Source organism: Streptomyces sp. NPDC014801 (assembly GCF_043082085.1).
Classification (GTDB): Bacteria; Actinomycetota; Actinomycetes; order Streptomycetales; family Streptomycetaceae; genus Streptomyces.
The window spans coordinates 67,304-88,133 of sequence record NZ_JBIBXG010000005.1 but is presented as its reverse complement, the minus strand read 5'-3'; the positions used below and the strand labels follow the sequence as shown (position 1 = coordinate 88,133).

17 protein-coding genes are annotated in these 20,830 nt (G+C 74.1%); 10 read left to right on the top strand and 7 right to left on the bottom strand.

Going from position 1 to position 20,830, the window contains the following annotated elements; translation table 11 throughout:
• Positions 1-333: 333 nt before the first annotated feature.
• The 4 genes from ACF1AL_RS12725 to ACF1AL_RS12710 are packed head-to-tail and all read left to right on the top strand — an operon-like array spanning position 334 to position 6,808.
• Entirely contained in the window at positions 334-1,173 is an 840-nt protein-coding gene (locus ACF1AL_RS12725; protein ID WP_391825917.1) for a glycosyltransferase family 2 protein, read from the top strand.
• The gene (locus tag ACF1AL_RS12720; protein WP_391780537.1) at positions 1,170-2,204 is read left to right on the top strand and encodes a glycosyltransferase; all 1,035 of its coding nucleotides are present in this window, start codon (positions 1,170-1,172) and stop codon (positions 2,202-2,204) included. The genes ACF1AL_RS12725 and ACF1AL_RS12720 overlap by 4 nt, the downstream gene beginning before the upstream one ends.
• Positions 2,197-2,997 (top strand): polysaccharide deacetylase family protein, encoded by an 801-nt coding sequence (locus ACF1AL_RS12715; RefSeq protein WP_391780536.1) that lies wholly within the window; start codon positions 2,197-2,199, stop codon positions 2,995-2,997. The genes ACF1AL_RS12720 and ACF1AL_RS12715 overlap by 8 nt, the downstream gene beginning before the upstream one ends.
• Positions 2,990-6,808: a lipopolysaccharide biosynthesis protein gene (locus ACF1AL_RS12710; protein WP_391825916.1), complete on the top strand. Its 3,819-nt coding sequence runs from the start codon at positions 2,990-2,992 to the stop codon at positions 6,806-6,808. Before ACF1AL_RS12715 ends, ACF1AL_RS12710 begins: the two co-directional genes overlap by 8 nt.
• A 115-nt stretch (positions 6,809-6,923) precedes the next feature.
• Here the strand turns inward: ACF1AL_RS12710 and ACF1AL_RS12705 are convergent, their stop codons facing one another.
• Positions 6,924-8,342: a xylan 1,4-beta-xylosidase gene (locus ACF1AL_RS12705; RefSeq protein WP_391821297.1), complete on the bottom strand. Its 1,419-nt coding sequence runs from the start codon at positions 8,340-8,342 to the stop codon at positions 6,924-6,926.
• 116 nt (positions 8,343-8,458) lie between these two features.
• Here ACF1AL_RS12705 and ACF1AL_RS12700 point away from each other — a divergent pair, with 116 nt between their 5' ends.
• A complete protein-coding gene (locus ACF1AL_RS12700) occupies positions 8,459-9,553 on the top strand; it encodes a DUF5925 domain-containing protein (RefSeq protein ID WP_391703018.1) in 1,095 nt (364 codons plus the stop codon).
• A 15-nt stretch (positions 9,554-9,568) separates the two neighbouring features.
• The gene (locus tag ACF1AL_RS12695) at positions 9,569-10,339 is read left to right on the top strand and encodes a DUF72 domain-containing protein (RefSeq protein ID WP_366836252.1); all 771 of its coding nucleotides are present in this window, start codon (positions 9,569-9,571) and stop codon (positions 10,337-10,339) included.
• A 211-nt stretch (positions 10,340-10,550) separates the two neighbouring features.
• Here ACF1AL_RS12695 and ACF1AL_RS12690 read toward each other — a convergent pair whose 3' ends face one another.
• Positions 10,551-10,928 (bottom strand): GntR family transcriptional regulator, encoded by a 378-nt coding sequence (locus ACF1AL_RS12690; protein WP_384207667.1) that lies wholly within the window; start codon positions 10,926-10,928, stop codon positions 10,551-10,553.
• Positions 10,929-10,999: 71 nt separating this feature from the next.
• Between ACF1AL_RS12690 and ACF1AL_RS12685 the strand changes: the two genes are divergently transcribed.
• Together ACF1AL_RS12685 and ACF1AL_RS12680 are read left to right on the top strand one after the other, a co-directional pair.
• On the top strand, positions 11,000-11,929 hold the full coding sequence (locus tag ACF1AL_RS12685; RefSeq protein ID WP_391703012.1) for a GNAT family N-acetyltransferase: 930 nt from the start codon (positions 11,000-11,002) through the stop codon (positions 11,927-11,929).
• Positions 11,910-12,410, top strand: coding sequence for a DUF402 domain-containing protein (locus tag ACF1AL_RS12680; RefSeq protein ID WP_391821296.1), 501 nt, complete (start codon positions 11,910-11,912; stop codon positions 12,408-12,410). The genes ACF1AL_RS12685 and ACF1AL_RS12680 overlap by 20 nt, the downstream gene beginning before the upstream one ends.
• A 147-nt stretch (positions 12,411-12,557) precedes the next feature.
• Here the strand turns inward: ACF1AL_RS12680 and ACF1AL_RS12675 are convergent, their stop codons facing one another.
• Positions 12,558-13,172, bottom strand: coding sequence for a class I SAM-dependent methyltransferase (locus tag ACF1AL_RS12675; RefSeq protein ID WP_391825915.1), 615 nt, complete (start codon positions 13,170-13,172; stop codon positions 12,558-12,560).
• Between the two features lie 142 nt (positions 13,173-13,314).
• On the opposite strand from ACF1AL_RS12675, the gene ACF1AL_RS12670 reads away from it, so the two are divergent.
• Complete coding sequence (locus ACF1AL_RS12670; protein ID WP_391660660.1) at positions 13,315-13,449, top strand: hypothetical protein; 135 nt, start codon at positions 13,315-13,317, stop codon at positions 13,447-13,449.
• Between the two features lie 25 nt (positions 13,450-13,474).
• On the opposite strand, the gene ACF1AL_RS12665 is transcribed toward ACF1AL_RS12670, so the two are convergent.
• Entirely contained in the window at positions 13,475-13,924 is a 450-nt protein-coding gene (locus ACF1AL_RS12665; protein ID WP_391825914.1) for a GNAT family N-acetyltransferase, read from the bottom strand.
• A gap of 170 nt (positions 13,925-14,094) precedes the next feature.
• On the opposite strand from ACF1AL_RS12665, the gene ACF1AL_RS12660 reads away from it, so the two are divergent.
• Positions 14,095-15,156: a lytic polysaccharide monooxygenase gene (locus ACF1AL_RS12660; RefSeq protein ID WP_391825913.1), complete on the top strand. Its 1,062-nt coding sequence runs from the start codon at positions 14,095-14,097 to the stop codon at positions 15,154-15,156.
• 55 nt (positions 15,157-15,211) lie between these two features.
• On the opposite strand, the gene ACF1AL_RS12655 is transcribed toward ACF1AL_RS12660, so the two are convergent.
• The 3 genes from ACF1AL_RS12655 to ACF1AL_RS12645 all read right to left on the bottom strand — a co-directional run bounded on the left by ACF1AL_RS12655 (position 15,212) and on the right by ACF1AL_RS12645 (position 20,712).
• On the bottom strand, positions 15,212-16,069 hold the full coding sequence (locus ACF1AL_RS12655; RefSeq protein ID WP_384207656.1) for an esterase/lipase family protein: 858 nt from the start codon (positions 16,067-16,069) through the stop codon (positions 15,212-15,214).
• A gap of 177 nt (positions 16,070-16,246) precedes the next feature.
• Complete coding sequence (locus ACF1AL_RS12650) at positions 16,247-17,215, bottom strand: hypothetical protein (protein WP_391825912.1); 969 nt, start codon at positions 17,213-17,215, stop codon at positions 16,247-16,249.
• Entirely contained in the window at positions 17,212-20,712 is a 3,501-nt protein-coding gene (locus ACF1AL_RS12645; RefSeq protein WP_386418806.1) for a DNA polymerase III subunit alpha, read from the bottom strand. The genes ACF1AL_RS12650 and ACF1AL_RS12645 overlap by 4 nt, the downstream gene beginning before the upstream one ends.
• Positions 20,713-20,830 lie beyond the last annotated feature (118 nt).

Genomic DNA, 20,830 nt, shown 5'->3' with positions numbered 1-20,830 from the left:
CTCGTCCAGGTCTTGCCATAATGGTTCAATCGTCAATACCGTCATATATCTCACTCGCATCGGTCCGTCACCAAGCGGCTCAGGGGGAGGGCTCAGGACCGCGACGTTCCGGGCGGGGCGCGGTAGGGGGGTGCTCGGTGACCGTTGCTGTGACCGAGTCGTGCCGCGCGACCGGTTGCCGCCCCTCCGCGGCGGCCCGGCCAGCTTTGCCAGCTCACCCGCGAAGAACCGGCGCCATGCCGCCCTTTCGCGTGTGAGGACCCCCCTTTCGAACCGGACACTCAGCGGCCGCCCCAGGGGCGGGCGGTCCGCCGGACGAGAGGGACACCGACCATGAGCTCAGTTCTGCCGTCGCCCAGCGAGGCCGCACGGACGCCCGGCGGGCACACCGAGGGCAAGTACCGGCCCATCTCCTCGCATCTGGCCATCACACCGCCGGTCAGCGTGGTAATACCGGCCATGAACGAGGCCGAGAACCTGCCGTACGTCTTCAAGACCCTGCCGGACTGGATCCACGAGGTGGTCCTGGTCGACGGCAACTCCACCGACGGCACCGTCGAGGTCGCCCGCGACCTGTGGCCCGGCGTCAAGGTCGTGCGCCAGCACGGCAAGGGCAAGGGGGACGCCCTGATCACCGGGTTCGAGGCCGCCACCGGCGACATCATCGTGATGGTCGACGCGGACGGCTCCGCCGACGGAGGCGAGATCGTCTCCTACGTCTCCGCGCTCGTCTCCGGCGCCGACTTCGCCAAGGGCTCCCGGTTCGCCAACGGGGGCGGCACCGACGACATGACGCTCGTCCGCAAGCTGGGCAACTGGGCGCTGTGCACGGCCGTCAACCGCAAGTTCGGCGCCCGGTACACCGACCTGTGCTACGGCTACAACGCCTTCTGGCGGCACTGCCTGGACAAGATCGAGCTGGACTGCACCGGCTTCGAAGTGGAGACGCTGATGAACATCCGCGTCGTCAAGGCCGGTCTGAAGGTGCAGGAGATCCCCAGCCACGAGTACCTGCGCATCCACGGCACCAGCAACCTGCGGGCCGTCAGAGACGGGCTGCGGGTGCTGAAGGTCATCCTCAAGGAGCGCTCCAACCGGCGGGAACTGCGCCGCCAGGAACGCCAGTCGCCGCTGCTCGACACGGCCGGCCCGGCCCGGGGAGAGGCGTCTTGAGCACGCCGGGCACCTTGGCGCACTCCCCTGCCGTCTCGGTCGTCGTCTGCGTGTACACCGAGGACCGCTGGGAGGACATCCTCGCGGCGGTCTCCTCGGTCGGCGCCCAGTCGTACCCGGCCCTGGAGACCCTGCTGGTCGTCGACCACAACCCGGCGCTGCGCGACCGCCTCGCCCGCGAGTACAAGGAGACTCCGCGGGTCCGCGTCCTCGCCAACACCGGGCCGCGCGGCCTGTCCGCCGGACGCAACACCGGCATCGCCGCCGCCCGCGGCGAGGTGATCGCCTTCCTCGACGACGACGCCGTCGCCGAACGCGACTGGCTGCGGCACTTCGCCGAGGGCTACGCCGACCCGCGGGTCATGGCGGTCGGCGGCCGTACCGTGCCCGTGTGGGCGTCCGGGCGGCGGCCGGCCTGGTTCCCGGAGGAGTTCGACTGGGTCGTCGGCTGCGCCTACAAGGGCCTGCCGCGCGGCCGCGCCCGGGTGCGCAACGTCCTCGGCGGCAACGCCTCCTTCCGGCGTACGGCCTTCGACGCGGCCGGCGGATTCGCCACCGGCATCGGACGCGACGGCGACAGACGGCCGCTGGGCTGCGAGGAGACCGAGCTGTGCATCCGGCTCAGCCGGGCCCGCCCCGACGCGGTGCTGCTCCTCGACGACCGCGCGGTCATCCACCACCGGGTGCCCGCCGCCCGCGAACGCTTCGGCTACTTCCGCACCCGCACCTACGCCGAGGGCCTGTCCAAGGCCCTCGTGGCCCGCAGCGTCGGCGCGGACAAGGGCCTGGAGTCCGAACGCCGGTACACCACACGGGTGCTGCCCGCCGGGGTGGCCCGCGGCCTGCGCGACGCGCTGCTCGGCCGGCCGGGCGGCGCCCGAAGGGCCGGCGCCATCGTCGCCGGGGTGCTCACGGCGGCCGGCGGCTACGTCGTCGGCAGCGTGCGGGCGCGCCGCGGCGCCATGACGTTCTCGGTGGGCCGGATCGAGCCCGCCGAACCGGAGCGGACCCGGGCAGGCGCCGATGCCTGAGGCGAGCGTGCCGATCCTCATGTACCACTCGGTGGCCACCGCCCCCAGCGACGCCACCCGTGCCCTGTCGGTGGCGCCGGAGGCGTTCGCCGAGCAGATGGCGCTGGTCGGCGACCTGGGCCTGACCCCGGTCACCACGGCGGCGCTGGCGGCGCACTGGCGCTCCGGCGCCCCGCTGCCGGCGCGGCCGGTGCTCATCACCTTCGACGACGGCTACGAGGGCGTGCACCGGCACGCCCTGCCGGTCCTGGCCGAGCACGGCTTCCCGGCGACCCTGTTCGTCACCACCGGCTGGCTGCGCGGCGCGCACGACACGGGCGGCGGCCTGGACACCATGCTCGACTGGGACCAGGTCCGCGCCCTCGCCGGCGCCGGGGTGGAGATCGGCGGGCACAGCCACACCCATCCGCAGCTCGACCAGCTCGGCGACGCCGGCCTGGACAGCGAGCTGACCCGCTGCCGGGACATCGTCGCCGGGGAGACCGGCGCCCCGCCCGTGTCGTTCGCCTACCCCTACGGCTACTCCAGCCGCCGGGTCCGGCAGGCGGTCCGCCGCGCCGGGTACGCCCAGGCGCTCGCCGTCGGCAACGCGCTCGCGCGGCGCCGTCAGGGGCCGTACGCCCTGCACCGGGTCACCGTGCGCCGCACCACCGGCGCCGAGGAGTTCGAACGGCTGCTCAGGGGCCGCGCGATCGCCCGCGCCTTCGTCCGGGACCGCGCCCTGACCAAGGGGTACGCCATGGTCCGCAGAGCCCGCCAGATCCGCCGGAAGGCCAGCAGATCCCGTGTCTGACACGACGACCACAGCCCAGGAAGCGGCCGGCGGGCCGGCCGGACCCGAGCCGCCGGGGCGCCGGCTGCGGCTGCCCGGTCGGGGCGGCTCCCCCGGCGGCAGCCAGCTGTTCCGCAACGCGTACGCGCTGATGCTCAACACCGGCATCTCCGCGGTGCTCGGCCTCGGCTTCTGGCTGGCCGCCGCCCGCTGGTACGACGCGTCGGCCGTCGGGCAGGGCTCCGCCGCGATCGCCGCGATGAAGCTCCTCGCGGGCCTGACCGCGGTGACCCTCACCGGCGCCCTCGCCCGCTTCATCCCGGTCGCGGGCCGCGCGACCGGGCGGTTCGTCTTCCGCACCTACACGGCCAGTTCCGTGGTGGTGGCGCTGGCGGCCGGGGTCTTCCTGCTCACGCTGGACGTGTGGGGGCCGTCGTACCGCTTCCTGCACGGGACCCTCAACGGGCTCGGGTTCGTCGCGGCCGTCGTCGCCTGGAACGTCCTCACCCTGCAGGACGGGGTGCTCACCGGGCTGCGCAGCGCGCTGTGGGTGCCGGTCGGCAACACGGTGTTCTCCGCCGTGAAGCTGGCGCTGCTGGTCGCGTTCGCGGTGGCGATCCCGACGACCGGCGTGTTCGTCTCCTGGGTCGCCGCGATCGCCTTCTCGGTGCTGCCGCTGGGCTGGCTGGTCTTCCGCCGGCTGGTGCCGCGGCACGCCGCGGCGACCGAGGAGCACGCGGCTCCGCCGACACCCGGCGAGATCGGGCGGTTCCTGGCCGGCGACTACACCGGCTCGCTGTTCTCCCTCGCGGTCGTCTACCTGGTGCCGGTGATCGTCGCCTCCCAGGTCAGCTCCCGGGACAACGCGTACTTCTACATCACCACCACCATCGGCGGCACCTGCAACCTCCTCGCCATCAACATGGGCGCCTCGCTCACCGTCGAGGGCTCCCACGACCCGGCCCGGCTGGCCGCCCATACCCGCGCCGCGCTGCGGCGCATGGCGCGGATCATGCTGCCGGTCGCCGGGGCGCTGTTCGTCGGCGCCCCCTGGATCCTCGGCGTGTTCGGGCCCGGTTACGCGGACGCGGCGACCCCGCTGCTGCGCTGGTTCGCCGTCGGCGCGGTCCTGCGGGTCGTGATGGAGACGTACTTCGCGGTGCTGCGCGCGCAGAGCCGCACCGCCGGACTCGCCTGGCTGCAGGGCCTGCTGTGCGTGCTGGTGCTCGGGCTGACGCTGCTGCTGCTCCCGCGGATGGGCCTGACCGGCGCGGGCGTCGCCGAGATCTCCGCGCTGGCGGTGATCGTCGCGATCGCCGCGCCCCGGCTGTACCGGACGGTCCGGGAGCGGCCGGCGCCCTCGGACCGGGCCGCGCCCGACGGCGACCTCGCGGACCTGGGCGCCCCCGAGGACGCGGTCCCCGTGCGGGCGCGCCGGCCCGCCTGGTCGCTGGACAAGGACACCCTCGCGCTCGGCGTGCACGTCGACTTCGACCACCAGGAACGCCGTCCCGACGTCCGCCCCGGCCCCGGCACTCCCCCGGCGGGGACGCCGACGGTGCCCGAGTGGGCGCTCGGACTGCCCGTGGAGGAGCGCCGGCCCGGGTCGGACGCCTCCCTCGGCCCCGCCGACATCGACGCCCCGTTCGAGGAGGCCTTCGACGCGGGCTTCGGCGCGGCGGCCAAGGCGCAGACCGCGGCGGAAGCGGAGGCGGGCCGGGCGGTCGTACGGGAGGAGGCGGCCGTCGCTGGAGGGGACGCGCCCGGGGCGGCGGACGAGCCGGTGGCCGCCGAGCCGCCCGTCTCCCGCGGGCGTCCGGTGCCGACCCGTCCCGGCCTGGTGCTCGGCTGTCTGCTGGCCGCCGCGCTGCTGCTGTACTGGGTGCCCGCGCTGCGGCTGGGCGAGGCCGACCTGGACCGGATGGGCGGGCTCGGGCTGATCTCGGTGCTGCCCGCGCCGACGCTGGCCGGGGCGGCGCTGCTGGTGACCGTCTTCGCCTCGCTGCTGTGGCTGGGCCGGGAGCACAAGGCGCTGCTGCTGGTCACCCTGCTCGCCACGGTCGTGTCGCTGCACGCGCTGCCCGCGGTGATCGAGACGCAGCCGCGCTTCGCCACCGCCTGGCAGCACCTGGGCTTCCTGGACTACATCGACCGCACCGGCTCGGCCGTCCCGGACCTGGACGCCCGCTGGAGCTGGCCGGGGTTCTTCGCGGCGGCCGCGTTCGTGCTGAAGGCGTGCGGGATCGACGACCTCACCGGGGTGATCCGCTGGTGGCCGACCGCCGTCCAGCTGCTCTACCTGGCCCCGATGTTCCTGCTGGTGCGCTCGATGCGGGCGAGCTGGCGGGCCAAGTGGACCGGCGTGTGGATCTTCGTGCTGGGCGGCTGGGTCGGCCAGGACTACTTCTCCCCGCAGGGCTTCACCTATCTGCTGTACCTGATGTTCGTGGCGATCCTGCTGGTCTGGTTCCGCGCCCCGCGGGTGCTGTGGACCGGACGGCGGCCCGGCGAGGCCGAGGTGGAGCCCGCGAACCGCCGTCAGCGGGCCGTGCTGCTGGGCGTGCTGATCGGCCTGTACGCGGCGAGCGTGCCCGCGCACCAGCTCACCCCGTTCGTGATGCTGGGCGTGCTGGCCGCCCTCGTCCTGATCGGCAAGTCCGAACTGCGCGGCCTGCCGCTGCTGTTCGCCGTGCTGGTCGCGGTGTGGGTCGGCTTCATGGCCGAGCCGTACTGGTCGGGGCACTTCGACGACCTGTTCGGCGGGGTCGGCGGGGTCGGCGGCAATGTCTCCTCGTCCGTCTCCGGCCGCATCGAGGGCGGCAGCTCCACGCACAAGCTGGTGCTGTACACGCGGGTGCTGCTGGCCGGCGGCGTGCTGGCGTTCGCCTGCTGGGGCTGGTGGCGGCGGCGCGAGCACCGCTACCGGGAGCGGTCGCTGCTGGTGCTCACCTTCGTGCCGTTCCTCGGCTTCGGCATGCAGTCCTACGGCGGTGAGATGGCGCTGCGGGTCTTCCTGTTCGCGCTGCCCGGCGCCGCGCTGCTCGGCGGTCTCGCCCTCTTCCCGCGCACCGGCGTCACCGCGAAGGAACGCGAGAAGGACCGGGTGAGCCTCGCGCCGCTGGCCGCGCTGGTCGCCGGACTGCTGCTGATGGGCGGCTTCCTGGTGGCCCGGTGGGGCAACGAGCCGTTCGAGCGCACCCGGGTCGGCGAGGTCGCCGCCATGGACTTCGTGTACGCCCACGACGAGCCGACGGTGCGGCTGCTGTGGCTGAGCAGCGACCCCGTCAACGACGTGACGCCGGCGCTGCCGTGGGGCGCGCGGGACATGGAGAAGGTGACGTACGTGCCCACCCTCGCGCCCGGCGACCCGGTCCTGGTGTCGGGCCTGGTCAAGGCGCTCAAGGACGCGGGCCCGAACTCGTATCTGATGATCAACCGCAGTCAGGTCACCTATCTGGAGCTGGACGCCGGCTACTCGGCGACCTGGCAGCCGCGGCTGCTGCGGAACCTGGACAAGCGGCCCGAGCTGACCCGGGTGTACGCCAACGCGGACGCGACCGTGTACGCGCTGCGGCAGCAGCCGGCCGACGCCGTGCCCCGGCCCGACCCCGGCCCGATCGGGCCGCAGATCACCTGGACGCCGTGGTCGGTGGTCGGCGCGCTCGCCGCCGTCGCGCTGATCCTGCTGCTGACGGCGCGTGAGGTGGTGCGGGTGGCGGCCCGGCCGAGCGTGCGGCGGCTGCGGTGGCTGCAGAGCACGTTCTGGTTCGCGCTGCCGCTGCTGGCGGTGGTGTTCGCCTCGCTGGTGCAGCGGTTCCTGACGATGAAGTGAGGGCGGCCCGGCCCGGCGCGCCGGTGGCGATCGGATCGGCGCGCGGGTGCGGGCGATCGGCTCAGCGCGCGGGGTGCCGGGGGCCGGTTCAGCGCGCGGGGTGCCGCGGGCCGGTTCAGCGGGTGAGCCACTTCAGTCCGTACGCCGGCAGGTCGAACCGCCGGCCGTCGACCTGCGCGCTGATCGGCCGGTCCAGGGTGTTGACGACCAGGACCGTCCGGTCGCTCGCCAGGACCCGGACGTGGGGCACGTCGTCCGGGGCGACCGGCACGGTGGCGTAGCGGGTGCCCGGCGGGAAGGCGCGGGAGAAGCGGGCGAGCAGGTCGTACAGGGGGAGCGCGGCGCCGCCGGACTCCGTGCCGGTGGGCGTCCACAGGCAGCCGGGGCAGGCGGTGCCCTGCTCCTTCTCCGGGTTCCAGTAGAAGGCGGAGGACGCACCGCCCCTGGCGAGCGCGATCATCCCGGCGGCCTGCACGGCGACCCGGCGCTGCTCGGGCCACGCCTTGCGCTCGTCGTTGCCGTCGGCGGGTTCGACGTAGTACTCGGCCCACCACAGCGGCAGGCCGCCGGTCTGCTGCCGCACCCAGCGGCTCACCGCGGTGAACTTGTCGGTGGCGGCGAACGCGTCGGGCAGCAGCTCGTCGTCGTTGGTGTAGCTGGAGCCGTCCACGACGACGAAGTCGGCGCCCGCCTTGTGCCGGTTCCAGTACGTGAAGGCGTCCAGCACCCGCTGGTCCATGGCGCCCCACGGCCCCCGGAAGGTCGCGGAGGCCTCCGCCGCGCGCGGATCCAGACTGTCCATCACCAGGTAGGGGCCGCCGACCATGATGTTCGGGTCGACCTTCTTCAGCGCCGTGTACACAAGGTTGTACAGGCGGGTGTAGCCCTCGTAGTCCCAGCGGGCGCGGCGGTCGTTCCAGAAGCCCTTGAACTCGTTCCAGACGAGGAAGTGCCGCACGTCCGGGTAACGCCGGGCGACGGTCGCGGCGAGGGCGGCGAAGTCGGCGTAGTGCTCCGGGCGGGGCGCGGTCTCCAGCGCCGTCCGGCTCCAGTCGGTCCTGTCCGCGCCGGGCGTGCCGCCCTTCATCCAGTCCGGGGCGCAGCAGAGGGTGATGACGGGGGTCGCGCCGGAGGCGCGCATGAAGTCGACGCGGCGGTCGAGGGCGCCGAAGTCGTAACGGCCCTCGACCGGTTCGGGGTTGTCGGCGCCCCAGCCCATCAGGGCCTGGTTCTGCGGCAGCCGGCTCTCCTTCAGCCGGTCCTCGACCCGGGAGACGGCGCTCGGGCTGCCCTGGTCGGCGCTGAACTGGGTGTGCGTGAAGCCCCAGCCGACGTCCGGGACCGGGCGCCCGGTGGGGCGCGCCGGCGTGCCGTGCACCTTCGCGCCGTCGGGTGTGGTGCCGGCCGTGCCGCCCCCGCCGGGGAGGGTGGTGATCAGCGTCAGGATCAGGGCGAGGGCGGCCGCGCCCACGCCGAGCAGCGCGGTGACCTTCCACCGCAGTTCCCCCGAATTCCACCCATGACGTCCCCCCACGGGGGCAACAGTAACGGCGGCCGCACCGGGGGGAAACCACGCGCAGCCGGTCTCCTGCGGAGAATTGGGGAGGAAACCGGGTGCACGCCGGGTCCCGGTGGCGGATCATGGGCGCCATGCCTGCACACCCGCACGACGCCCTGCCGATCCGGCTCACCGTCGACGACTCCGACTCCCCCTCCGACGTCGTCGACGCGCTGTTCCTCGGCCGCTTCGCGACGGGCGAGCAGCCGTACGCGCACGCCGCGAACATCGACCGGGTGCGCTCGGGCGCGACGCTGCTGCCGCCGGGCGCGCGGGTTCTGCGCGTGGCCCGCGACGACGACCGCAGCGCCACGCTCGCCGAGGGCGACGGCTGGACGCTGCTGGTCTCCCGCTGGAACCGGGGCGCCGACGTGACGGTGACCGCGACCAGCGCCGACCTGGCGCAGCAGGTCCTCGACCAGGCCACGGACGGCGCGGCGGACGAGCCCGAGCCGCAGCCGGAGAACGTCACGATGGGCTTCTGGTACGTCTCGCCGCGCCGCGGCCCGTACCGCACCACCCGGCAGATCTCCGCCGGGACCTGGGAGGAGGTGCGGGCGAACTACACCGCGCCGGTCGCCGAGGCCATGGACCGCCTGATGAAGACGACCCCCGAGGACATCGCGGGCCGGCTGCTGTTGCTGCACGGTCCGCCCGGCACCGGCAAGACGTCCGCGCTGCGCACGCTGGCCCGCTCGTGGCGGGACTGGTGCCAGGTGGATTGCGTGCTGGACCCGGAGCGGCTGTTCTCCGACGTCGGCTATCTGATGGACATCGCGATCGGCGAGGAGGACGCGACGGGCAAGGGCCGCTGGCGGCTGCTGCTCCTGGAGGACTGCGACGAACTGATCCGGGGCGAGGCCAAGCACACGGCGGGCCAGGCGCTGTCCCGGCTGCTGAACCTGACCGACGGGCTGCTCGGCCAGGGCCGCAACGTCCTGGTCGGGGTGACCACCAACGAGGACCTGGAGCGGCTGCACCCGGCGGTGGTCCGGCCGGGCCGCTGCCTGGCCCGGATCGAGGTGGGCAGGCTCACCCGGGCGGAGTCGGTGGCGTGGCTGGGCACCGAGGAGGGCGTCGGCCGGGACGGGGCGACGCTGGCGGAGCTGTACGCGCTGCGGCGCGGCTCCTCGCCGACAGCGGTGCCGGAGCCGCGGGGCGGGACGGACGCGGGGCTGTACCTGTGATGCTTTGATGGGGGTATGACCCTCTTCGTCGGTACGTCGGGCTGGCAGTACCGGGACTGGCGGGGCGTGCTGTACCCGTCCGGGCTGCCGCAGCGGCTGTGGCTGGAGGAGTACACGGCCGCCTTCGCCACGGTCGAGGTGAACAACGCCTTCTACCGGCTGCCGGCCCGGGAGACGTTCGAGGCGTGGGCCGCGCGGGTCCCGGAGGACTTCGTGGTCGCGGTGAAGGCGAGCCGCTACCTGACCCACATCAAGCGGCTGAAGGAGCCGGAGGAGCCGGTCGAGAGGCTGATGAGCCGTGCGGCGGGCCTCGGCGACCGGCTGGGTCCGGTGCTGCTCCAGCTCCCGCCGACGCTGCGCTGCGACCCGGCGCTGCTGGACGCCTGCCTGGCCTGCTTCCCGCCGGGCACCCGGGTGGCGGTGGAGCCGCGGCACGACTCGTGGTGGATCCCCGAGGTGCGCGCGGTGCTGGAGTCGCGGGGCGCGGCCCTGTGCTGGGCCGACGTGCTGGCCCGCCCGGTGACACCGCTGTGGCGGACCACCGGCTGGGGCTACGTCCGCTTCCACCAGGGCCGTGCGGCGGCCTGGCCGCACTACGGCCGCCGCTCGCTGGAGACCTGGGTGGACCGCATCGCGACGACCTGGGCGGACGACCACGACGTGTACGCCTACTTCAACAACGACCCGAACGCGGCGGCCGTGGGGGACGCCGAGACGTTCGCCCGCGCGGCCCGGAAGGCGGGCCTGACGGTGACCCGGACTCCGGGGCTCGCGCACCGCCGGTGACCTCGACGCGGCCGGCCCTCGGACACCGGTGGGTCAAGGGCGCGGTACCTGCACGCCGGTGTCCTCGACGCTGCCGGCCCGCTGAGACCTGGTGGGTCAAGACCGCGGCCCCTGCACGCCGGTGACCTCGTCGCGACCGGCCCGCGGACACCCGTGGGTCAAGGGCGCGGTCCCCGCACGCCGGTGACCTCGTGAGGCAGGGTGCCCGCGGTCAGCTGCCCTGCTCGCCGTACGCCGCCCGCAGGGCGTCCCGCACCGCGGCCAGGGCCGCCTCCTCGGGCAGGCCCAGGCGGCGTGCCCGCTCCACGTAGGTCTGCGCGGCGGTGGCCAGCTCCCGCTCGGCGGCCGAACCGGCGGCGGCCACATACGTGCCGTGGCGGCCGCGGGTCTCGATCACGCCGTCGGCCTCCAGCGCCCGGTACGCCTTGGCCACGGTGTTCACGGCCAGTCCCAGCGACTCGGCCAGACCGCGCACGGTCGGCAGCCGGTAGCCCACCGGCAGCACGCCCGACCGGGCCTGTTCGGAGATCTGGGCCCGCACCTGCTCGTACGGCGGCGCGCTGTCATCGATGCGGATCTTCAGGCTCACGGGCCGATTGTCCCGTACCCGGCGGAAAATGAGAGGCATCCGCCCCGCCCCGCCCCGTAGCGTGCGCCCCCATGACAGTGACCGTCCGCGAACTGCGCCCCGGCGCCGCCGGTGACCTGGAGGGCTTCGCCCTCGTACGGCACCTGGCGCTGCCGTTCATCCTGATCACCCCCCAGTCGCTCACCCACGACCTGACCCGCATGCACCCCGACGCCCACTACCGGCCGCTGGTCGCCGTACGGGACGGCGAGGTGATCGGCACGGCGCAGGTGTTCCTCGCGCACGACAGCACCGAGCCCGGCCAGGGCAACGTCAACATCTACGTGCACCCGGAGCACACCGGGCACGGCGTCGGCACGCTGCTGCTGCGGGCCGCCGAGGAGCACCTGACCGCCCACGGGGCGAGGAAGCTGCTGTCCTGGGTGCTGGACGAGCCCCGCAACCGCGCCTTCGCCGAGCGGCACGGCTACCGCGCGAGCCGGTCCGCGCACTTCCTGCGCCTGGACCTGGCCGACGGCACGCTGCCGCCCCTGCAGGACCCGCCGCCCGGCGTGGAACTGCGCAAGGGCTCCGACTTCGCCGACGACCTGCGCCCGCTGTTCGCGCTCGACGCGGAGACCACGGCCGACGAACCCAGCGACATCGACTTCGAGTTCACCGACTTCGACACCTGGGTCGAGGAGACGTGGCGGCATCCGCTGTTCGACGCCGAGCTGACCACGGTCGCGGTGGCCGACGGCCGTCCCGTCGCGTTCACGGCGGCCCGCACCGACGGCGGCACCCGCTACGCCACCGGCATGACGGGCACCGCGCGCTCCCACCGCGGCCGGGGGCTGGCCAAGCTCGCCAAGAACGACTCACTGCACCGCGCCCGCGCGGCCGGCTACCGCCACGCGTTCACCGGCAACGACACGGGCAACGGCCCCATGCTCGCGGTCAACAAGTGGTTCGGGTACGAGATCTGCGGCACGGAGGTCAGGTATGTCCGGGAACTCGGCTGAGCCGGCCCGCTCGGTGGACGTCGTCCTGGTCAAGGCGGGCCGCACGAAGATCCGTTACCCGGCCGGCCTGCTCGCCGACGACGGCACCCGGATCGCGGTGCGCGCGCCGTGGGCGGGCGACACGGTCCGCGACTTCGGCTTCGTGCGGTTCGAGGCGGGGGACGTGTTCACCGAGTACTACTGGCGGGACCGGTGGTACTCGGTGAAGGAAGTCCGTGACGCGGCGGGCGGGCTGAAGGGCTGGTACTGCGACATCACCCGCCCGGCCACGCTGACCGGCACGGAACTCGTCGTGGAGGACCTCGACCTGGACCTGTGGCGGTCCGCCGACGGCCGTGACGTCCGCCGGCTGGACGAGGACGAGTTCGAGGCGAGCGGGCTGAGCGAGAGGGACCCTCGGGCGGCGGCCGCCGCGGTGGCCGCCCTCGACACCCTGGAGGCCCTGGCCCGCGGCGACCGCTTCACGGAGCTGCTGGCCTGAGCCCGTCCGGGGCCGCACCCCCGGGGCCGGGCCGGATGGGCGTCACCGCACTTCGGCGCCGGGAATGGGAGGGCCACCCTCGGCGCCGGGAGGAGCGCGCCGCCGGCGCCGTGAGGGGGCGCGCCTCGGCGCCGTGGTGCGGGACCGTCAGATCACCGCCACCACCGCGTACCGCTCGTCGTCCACCGGCCGCCCCCACAGGCGCGGGTCGTCCGAGAGCCGCTCCAGGCGGATCTCCGTGGCGAGCGGGGCGAGCAGCCCGGTCAGCCGGTGCGCCGGAATGCCGACCGGGCTGCGCGTGCCCCACACGCCCTCCACGAGGACCAGCCGTCCTCCCGGCCGCAGCAGGCCCCGCCAGTGCCGCAGCACCCGCGCGGGCTCGGGCAGGGCCCACAGCACGTGACGGACGAGGACCACGTCGTAGCGCCGCTCCCCCACGGGCGGTTCCGCGGCGTCACCGAGCAGGAACTCGGCGTCACGCCCGGCGAGCTTGGCACGGGCCAGGTCCAGCATGGCGGGCGCGCTGTCCACTCCGGTCACGCGGTGTCCCTGCTCGGCCGCGAGGAGCGACAGGCTGCCGGTTCCGCAGCCGAGATCCAGCACGTCGGACGGCGGTCCGGGCAGCCAGGCGCGCAGCCGGTCCGCCCAGGCCGCGCGCACCTCGGGGGCGCGCAGCCCGTGATCGGGCTCGTCGTCGAAGGCGGCCGCCCCGGCGTTCCAGTCGACGGGTCGCGGAATCTGAGCGTCGGTCGTGTTTGGCATGAGGCCCACCATGACACCCGCCTCTGACATCCCGGATCGTGACGGCCGCCACTGACAGGGGGGCCGCCGATGAGGAACTCTCACCGAAAGGGTCTACCTCCGTGAAAACGCGGAACCCGGTGGACCGCTGAAGGAGGCCGCCATGCGCCGCATGACCGTGCAGAAGCCCCTGAAGAAGACGGAATCCCGCCGGATCCGCGAGGAGAGCGACGAGCGCCCCGCCGGCCGGCCGGAGGTGCGAAAGGACATCGCGCGCACCTGGTGGCCCGACGGGTGAGCGGGCCGGCGCCCCACGCGCCCCCTCAGCCGAGCGATTTGCGGTAGTGGACGCGGTCGTAGGGCCCGTCCACTCGCCGTTCCACGACCTCGTAGCCGTAGCGCGGATAGATCCGCTGGTTCTCCCACATCATCGCGTTGGTGTAGAGCCTGATTTCGGGCAGCCCGAGCGCACGCGCGTGGGCGTCGACGAAGTGCAGCAGCAGCCGCCCCACGCCCGTGCCGTGCGCGTCGGGGTGGACGGCGATGCTGTCGAGGAAGAGATGGTCGGCGAACGCCTCGACCACCACCAGGCCGAGGACCGGATCACCCGTCACGAACACCTTCCCGGCCGCCACCTCGGCCGCGTGGTCGGCCTCCATGGGCTGCGGGACCACACCGATGCGCTCGATGTAGGGGTGGTAGGCGGCGTCGGTGACGGCTTTCACCGCGGGGACGTCGGCGGCGACGGCCGGCCGGATGTCGTGCTCGATCATGGGTGCACGGTAGCTACCTGAGCGCAGGCTGAGCACTCCCTTAACGCCACCATAAGGATCTCCTCCAGCCGCTCTGCGCAGGCGATTTCGCGCCTCTGCGGGGCTAGCTTCGGATCACCCCCCACGGGTTTCCGGTCCCGAGCCGTCCCTGTTTCCGAGGAGTTCGCCGCATGTCCTTCCCCGCGCTCTCGTCCCCGTCCGTGCAGGGGAGGTCCCGGCGCCGTACGGCCGCCGCCGTCGCCGCCCTGGGGCTCGCCCCGCTCGCCCTGACCGCTCTCGCGGCCGCGCCGGCCGCCGCGCACGGCACGATGGGCGATCCGGTCAGCCGGGTGGCGCAGTGCTACGCCGAGGGACCCGAGAGCCCGACGTCGGACGCGTGCAAGGCGGCCGTGGCGGCCGGCGGCACCCAGGCGCTGTACGACTGGAACGGCGTCCGGATCGGCGACGCGGCCGGCCGTCACCGGCAGCTGATCCCGGACGGCAAGCTGTGCAGCGCGAACAACGCGGAGTTCAAGGGACTGGACCTGGCCCGCGCCGACTGGCCCGCGACCGCCGTGCGCAGCGGCGCGTACACGTTCCGGTACCGGGTGACGGCCCCGCACAGGGGCACCTTCACGGTCTACCTCACCAAGCCCGGCTACGACCCCGCCCGCCCACTGGCCTGGTCCGACCTGGACCTGGAGCATCCGGTGGCGACGGCCACCGGCCCGGTCGCGTCGGGCGGCTTCTACACCTTCGGCGGCACCCTGCCGGAGCGGACGGGCCGGCAGCTGCTGTACGCGGTGTGGCAGCGCTCGGACAGCCCGGAGGCGTTCTACTCCTGTTCGGACGTCACCTTCGGCGGGGCCTCCTCCGGGGGTACGGCGTCCTCCGGCGGCGGCGCCCCGGCGCCGAGTGCGTCCGCGCCGTCGGACGAGCAGATCGCTGCGGGCGAGGGCCGGTCGACGATCGAGCACCACGGGCACGGGGACGCCGACGCGCGCACGTCCGCACGGCCCACGTCCGCTGCGAAGAACACGCGCACGGCCGCGGAGTCGACGGCTCCGGGGGCCGGCGCGCCCACGGCTCCGGGGGCGAACGCGCCCAGGGCGGCCGGGGCCGGCGAGCACCTCGCCGAGACCGGCGATGACGGCAGCATGCCGTATGTCGCGGTGGGCGGTGCGGCGGCGCTGGCCCTCGGCTCGGCGGCGCTGTTCGCGTCGGTGCGCCGCAGGGCGGGGATCCGCAGGTGAGCCGAGGGGCCCGACCGGCGGCTCAGGCCGGTCGGGCCCCTGGGCGGGGGCGGCGTCAGGAGACGACGGACGCGCAGGTGGTCGGGGTGGCGTGGGCCGGGTCGAGGGCGTTGGCCACCTCGTGGAAGGCGATCCGGTCGGTCAGGCCGGCGAAGACGTGCTCGGACAGGTCGAGCGGGCACAGGTCCTGCAGCAGTACGTTGCGCACGTCGGGCCCGTCGAGGAACTGGCTGCGGTACGGGGTGACGACCTCGTCGTACTGGGTGGCGAGGACGGTGTAGTGGACGCCGGGCACGGTGTCGCCGCCCGCGTTCAGCTTGGTCAGGAAGTCGGAGCCGATGATCTGCTGGGCGAGTGCGGGGGTGGCCGCGTTCAGCAGGTCCTCGGCGCCGGGGAAGAACGGCAGCAGTTTGGTCAGCCCGCTCAGCGTGGTGCCGTGGTTGCTGGGCGCGATGCCGACGAGGGCGTTCACCCGGTCGGCGCCGCCGAGGAACTTGAGGTAGTAGCGGGGCATCATGCCGCCCTGGGAGTGGCCGACGAGGTCGGCCTTGGCGGCGCCGGTGGCGGCGAGCACCCCGTCCACGAACTCCTTGAGCTGCTGGGCGGAGCGGTCGATGGGGCCGAGGCCGTCGAAGACGGGGACGCCGGGCAGTTGGCCGTAGTCGAGGGAGAAGACGCAGTAGCCGCGGTGCTCCAGATAGGGCGCGAGACCGAGCCAGTTGTCGACGGAGTTGCCGAAGGTGCCGTGCACCAGGACGACGGGCCGGGGGTGGGCGGCGGACGGCTTGCAGGTGTAGTCGTTCCAGCCGGTGCTGGGGGCGGCGGCGTGCGCGGCGGTGGCGGGGGCGGTGACGGCGGCGGCGGTCAGCAGCACCGCGGCCAGGGGTCTGAGCAGGCGTTTCCAGGGCAGCATCGGGTGATCTCCTTGCGGCTCAAGGGAGTACGACGACGGGACGCCCTGTGATCCGGATCACGGGATGCTGTTCATTCGTCAAGTTACGAACGAGTAGCTCACGTGTGAAGTTACGCGTCAGTAAAAACTTCCAGCGTCAACCGCCCCTCGCCGGGGACGCTGTGCTAGAGACGCCCCCTACGCGGCGAGCGCCCCGGGGATCACCGCGCGCGGTCCGAACCGGGCTCGCGCGCGGTCCGCGACCTCCTCGATCCGGCGGACCCGCTCGTCCACCGGGTCGAAGGTGAGCTGGTGGGGGGCCTCTTCGGCGGGCCCGAGCGCTTCGGCGCGCAGCACCACCGCGCGCACCCGGGCGCGCTGCAGACCCAGCGCCTCGTACATCCCGTACGCCGCCCGGGTCAGCGCCGGGGTGTGCGCGGTGGGCTCCGGCAGGGTGCGGGTGCGGGTGGTCGCCGACCGGTCCGCGTAACGGACCGTCAGGGTCAGGACCCGGCACACCTTGTCCACGGCCCGCAGCCGGGCACCGATCTCCTCGGCGGCCGACAGCAGGGCGCGGCGGTGCCGGCCGGGGTCCAGCTCGTCGCGGTCGAAGGGGCGTTCCGTCGCCAGCGACCGGGAGACGGCGTTGGGCACCACCCGGCCGCGGTCCACGCCGTTCGCCTTCTCGTGCAGCTCGCGCCCGGCGCGGGCGCCGAGCAGCCGCTGGAGCGTGGCCGGCGGGGTGCCGGCGACCCGGCCGAGGGTGTCCAGGCCGTACGCGCACAGGGTGCGGGCGGTGGCGGGTCCCACGCCCGGCAGTGCCCCGACGGGCTTGCCGGCGAGGAACTCCGCCGCCGAGTCCGGGGACACCGCGCAGGTCACCCCGGGCCGGGCGTCGCGCAGGGCCATGCGGGCCAGCATCGGTCCCGGCCCGGCGCCGATCACGCAGTCGACGCCGTACCGGGCGAGGGCGCGCACCCGGATCACCGAGGCCAGTTCCACGGCGGTGCGCCCGAAGTACCGCTCGGCGCCCCGCAGATCGGCGAGCGCCCCGTCCGGGGGCAGCGCCTCGACGACCGGGGTGAACTCCTCCAGCAACCCGAGCAGCTCCGGCAGGGCCGCCTCGTCCGTCGGCGGCAGCTGGAAACGGACGCAGAGGATGGTCATCCCGCACTCCCCGGACTCTGGTGCCACAACTTCCGTCCCACCGCGGGCCCTTCGCCCGCGGGGCGCAGATCCGCCCAGGGGTGCATCTCGTACCCCGTGGACATGCGGATCTTCCGGTCCTCCATCGGGTCGCGGGCCGCGGAACCCGCGGGCGCCGGGCGCCCCTCCGACCCGGCGAGCCGGGCGCGGGCCGGGCCGTCGCCGTCCCCGGTCGGGGAGCCGTCGGCGGGGCCGGGCGTCTCGGCCAGCCGGGCCGCGACCTCCTCGAGCCCGCCCTCGGCGCGCAGCTGGACCAGCTCGGCGAGGTTCCAGGCGGCCGACCCCACCACGCTCAGGCTGCGCGGCCCGCGCCGCTGCACCACACCGCGCACCAGCAGCAGCCACGAGTGGAAGACGGTGTGCGCGCAGGCGTCGTGCGAGTCGTCGAAGAAGGCGAGGTCGACCAGGCCCGTGCCGTCGTCCAGCGTGGAGAAGATGACCCGCTTGCCGGACCGGATCGGCGGGGTCTGGGTGGCCGCCTTGGCGCCCGCGACCAGCACGGTCTCGCCGTGCCGGGCCTCGCGCAGCCGCCGCGCCGACACCACGCCCAGCTCCTCGAGGAACGCGCGGTGGTCGTCCATCAGGTTGCGCGAGGCGTCCATCGACAGCACACCCAGTTCGGCGCTGAGTTTCTCCGCGTCGGACAGGTCGGGCAGTCCGGCGGCGGCCGTCTTGCGGCCGCCGGCCAGCGGCAGCTGGTCTCCCCGTCCGCTCCGGGAGGCCCGGTGCAGCTCGGTCAGGTGCAGTTGCAGGTCGCGCCGGTTGGCGCCGAACGCGTCCAGCGCGCCGACCTGGGCGAGCCGCTGGGCGATCGGCCTGCTGGGCCGGGCCCGCTCCCAGAAGTCCACCAGGGAGGCGTACGGCTGGCCGTCGGCGATCCGCGCCGCCTCGGCCTCGCTGATGCCGTGCACGTCGGACAGGGCCAGCCGCAGCCCCCACACCCCTTGATCGGACACCAGTTCGATCCGGTGGGCGGCACCGGACGCGTTCACGTCCAGCGGCAGGATCGGCACCCCGCGCCGCCGCGCGTCCGCCAGCAACAGCCGCTTGGGGTACATCCCCGGGTCGTGGGTGAGCAGCCCGGCGTAGAAGGCGGCCGGGTGATGCGCCTTCAGCCAGGCCGACTGGTAGGTGGGGACGGCGAAGGCGACGGCGTGCGCCTTGCAGAAGCCGTACGACCCGAAGGCCTCGACGATCTCCCAGGTGCGCCGGACGGTCTCCGCGTCGTAGCCGTTCTCCGTGGCGCGCTGCGCGAACCAGACCTTGATCCGCCCCTGCGACTCCGGATCGGACAGCCCGCGCCGCACCCGGTCGGCCTCGCCGCGCCCGCAGCGGGTCATGATGTCGACGATGTCGATGATCTGCTCGTGGAAGACGACGACCCCGTACGTCTCCTTCAGCGGCCCTTCCAGATGGGGATGCGGATAGCGCACCGGCGCCCGCCCGTGCCGCGCCTCGATGAACGGCCGCACCATGTCGGCGGCGACCGGACCGGGCCGGAACAGCGAGATGTCGACGACCAGGTCCTGGAAGGTGGCCGGCTGCAGCCGCCCCACCAGGTCGCGCTGCCCCGGCGACTCGATCTGGAAGCACCCGAGGGTCTCGGTGGACCGGATGAGCTGGTACGTGGCCGGGTCGCCCTCCGGCACCGCGTCGAGGTCGACCCGCTCCCCCGTCGCCCGGGCCACCTCGGCGACCGCGTGTGCCATCGCCGACTGCATCCGCACCCCGAGCACGTCCAGCTTGAGCAGCCCGAGCTCCTCCACGTCGTCCTTGTCGAACTGCGACATCGGGAAGCCTTCGCCGCTGGTGGGCATCACCGGCGTCCGCGCGAGCAGGGAGGCGTCGGACAGCAGCACCCCGCACGGGTGCATGGCCACCCCGCGCGGCAGGGCGTCCAGCGCCTCGACCAGCTCCCACAGCTTCCCGTACTTCTCCCGCTCCGCCGCGAGCCGGCGCAGCTCCGGCAGCTCGTCCAGGGCCGCGCGGGCGTCCCGGGCCCGGATGTGCGGGAAGGACTTGGCGACCCGGTCGATCTCGGCGGGGTCCATGGACAGCGCGGCACCCACGTCGCGGATGGCGTGCCGCACCCGGTAGGTCTCGGGCATGGCGACCGTGGCGACCCGCTCGGTGCCGAACCGGTCGATGATCGCGCGGTAGACCTCCAGCCGGCGCGCGGATTCCACGTCGATGTCGATGTCGGGCAGGACGACCCGCTCCTTGGACAGGAAGCGTTCCATCAGCAGCCGGTGCTCGATCGGGTCGGCATGGGCGATCCCCAGCAGATGGTTGACGAGGGACCCCGCGCCCGAGCCCCGGGCGGCGACCCGGATGCCCATCCCGCGTACGTCGTCGACGACCTGAGCGACCGTCAGGAAGTAGGAGGCGAAACCGTGGTGGGCGATGATGTCGAGCTCGTGGTGCATCCGCTCCCAGTAGGCACGCCGTCCCGCGTACCCCAGGCGCAGCATGCCCGCCACGGCCCGTGAGGCGAGCGCCCGCTGTGCCGTGCGCCGCCCCGCGCCCACCAGGTGGGCCTCGGGAAAGCGGACCGTGCCGATGCCCAGGTCGTCCTCGGGGTCGACCCGGCACTCGGCGGCGGTGGCCAGGGTCTGCTCCAGCAGACGGTGCGCGGTGTCCCGGCGGAACCCGGCGGCCTCCACCACCCGCTCGGCGACCCGCAGCATGTCCTGCGCGCCCTTCAGCCATGCCTCACCGGAGTCCAGGTCCCCGGCGATCGGCACCAGCCGGCGCGCGGCGTCCAGCACGTCGGCGACCGGCCCCATCCCCGGGTCGGCGTAGCGGACGGCGTTGCTGAGCACGGGCCGCACTCCCTGGTCCGCGGCGAAGCCGACGGTGCGGGCGGCGAGCCGCAGCGATCCGGGACCCGTGCCCTCGCGCCCGTGCCAGACGGCCTCCAGCCGCAGCGCGTCGCCGTAGACCTCCCGCCACGGCGCCAGCAGCCGGGCGGCCCGGTCGGGCCGGCCCGCGGCCAGCGCGCGGCCCACGTCGGAGTCGGGGCCGAGCAGGACCACGAGCCCGTCGTCGCCCCGGTGGTCGTCCCAGCCCAGCAGCGGCGCCGGGCCGTCCCCGGCGTGCGCGGCGGTGACGATGCGACACAGGCCGGCCCAGCCCCGGGCCCCGTCCCGGGCGAGAAAGGTGACCCGCGGGGCCGACTCGTCCACGAACGCCCCGCCCCGCACCGGAGTGCGCCGCCTGCCGCCGCGCGCACCCCCGTCCTGGGGGCGTACGGCGAGATCCACGCCGAACAGGGGCCGGACCCCCGCCTTGGCGCACGCCTTGGCGAACCGCACGGCCCCGGCGACGGTGTCGCGGTCGGTGAGCGCGAGGGCGTCCATGCCCCGCTCGGAGGCGCGCTCGGCCAGGCGCTCCGGGTGCGAGGCCCCGTACCGCAGGGAGAACCCGGAGACGGTGTGCAGATGCGCAAAGCCCGGCACACACACCTCCTCGAACATCAGTTCCCAACAGCACCACCATACCCCCATCCCCGAACATGTGTACGACATCCGTTCGGCCGTGTCCCACCTGCGCAAACGCCCTCGCGCGACGGACCGT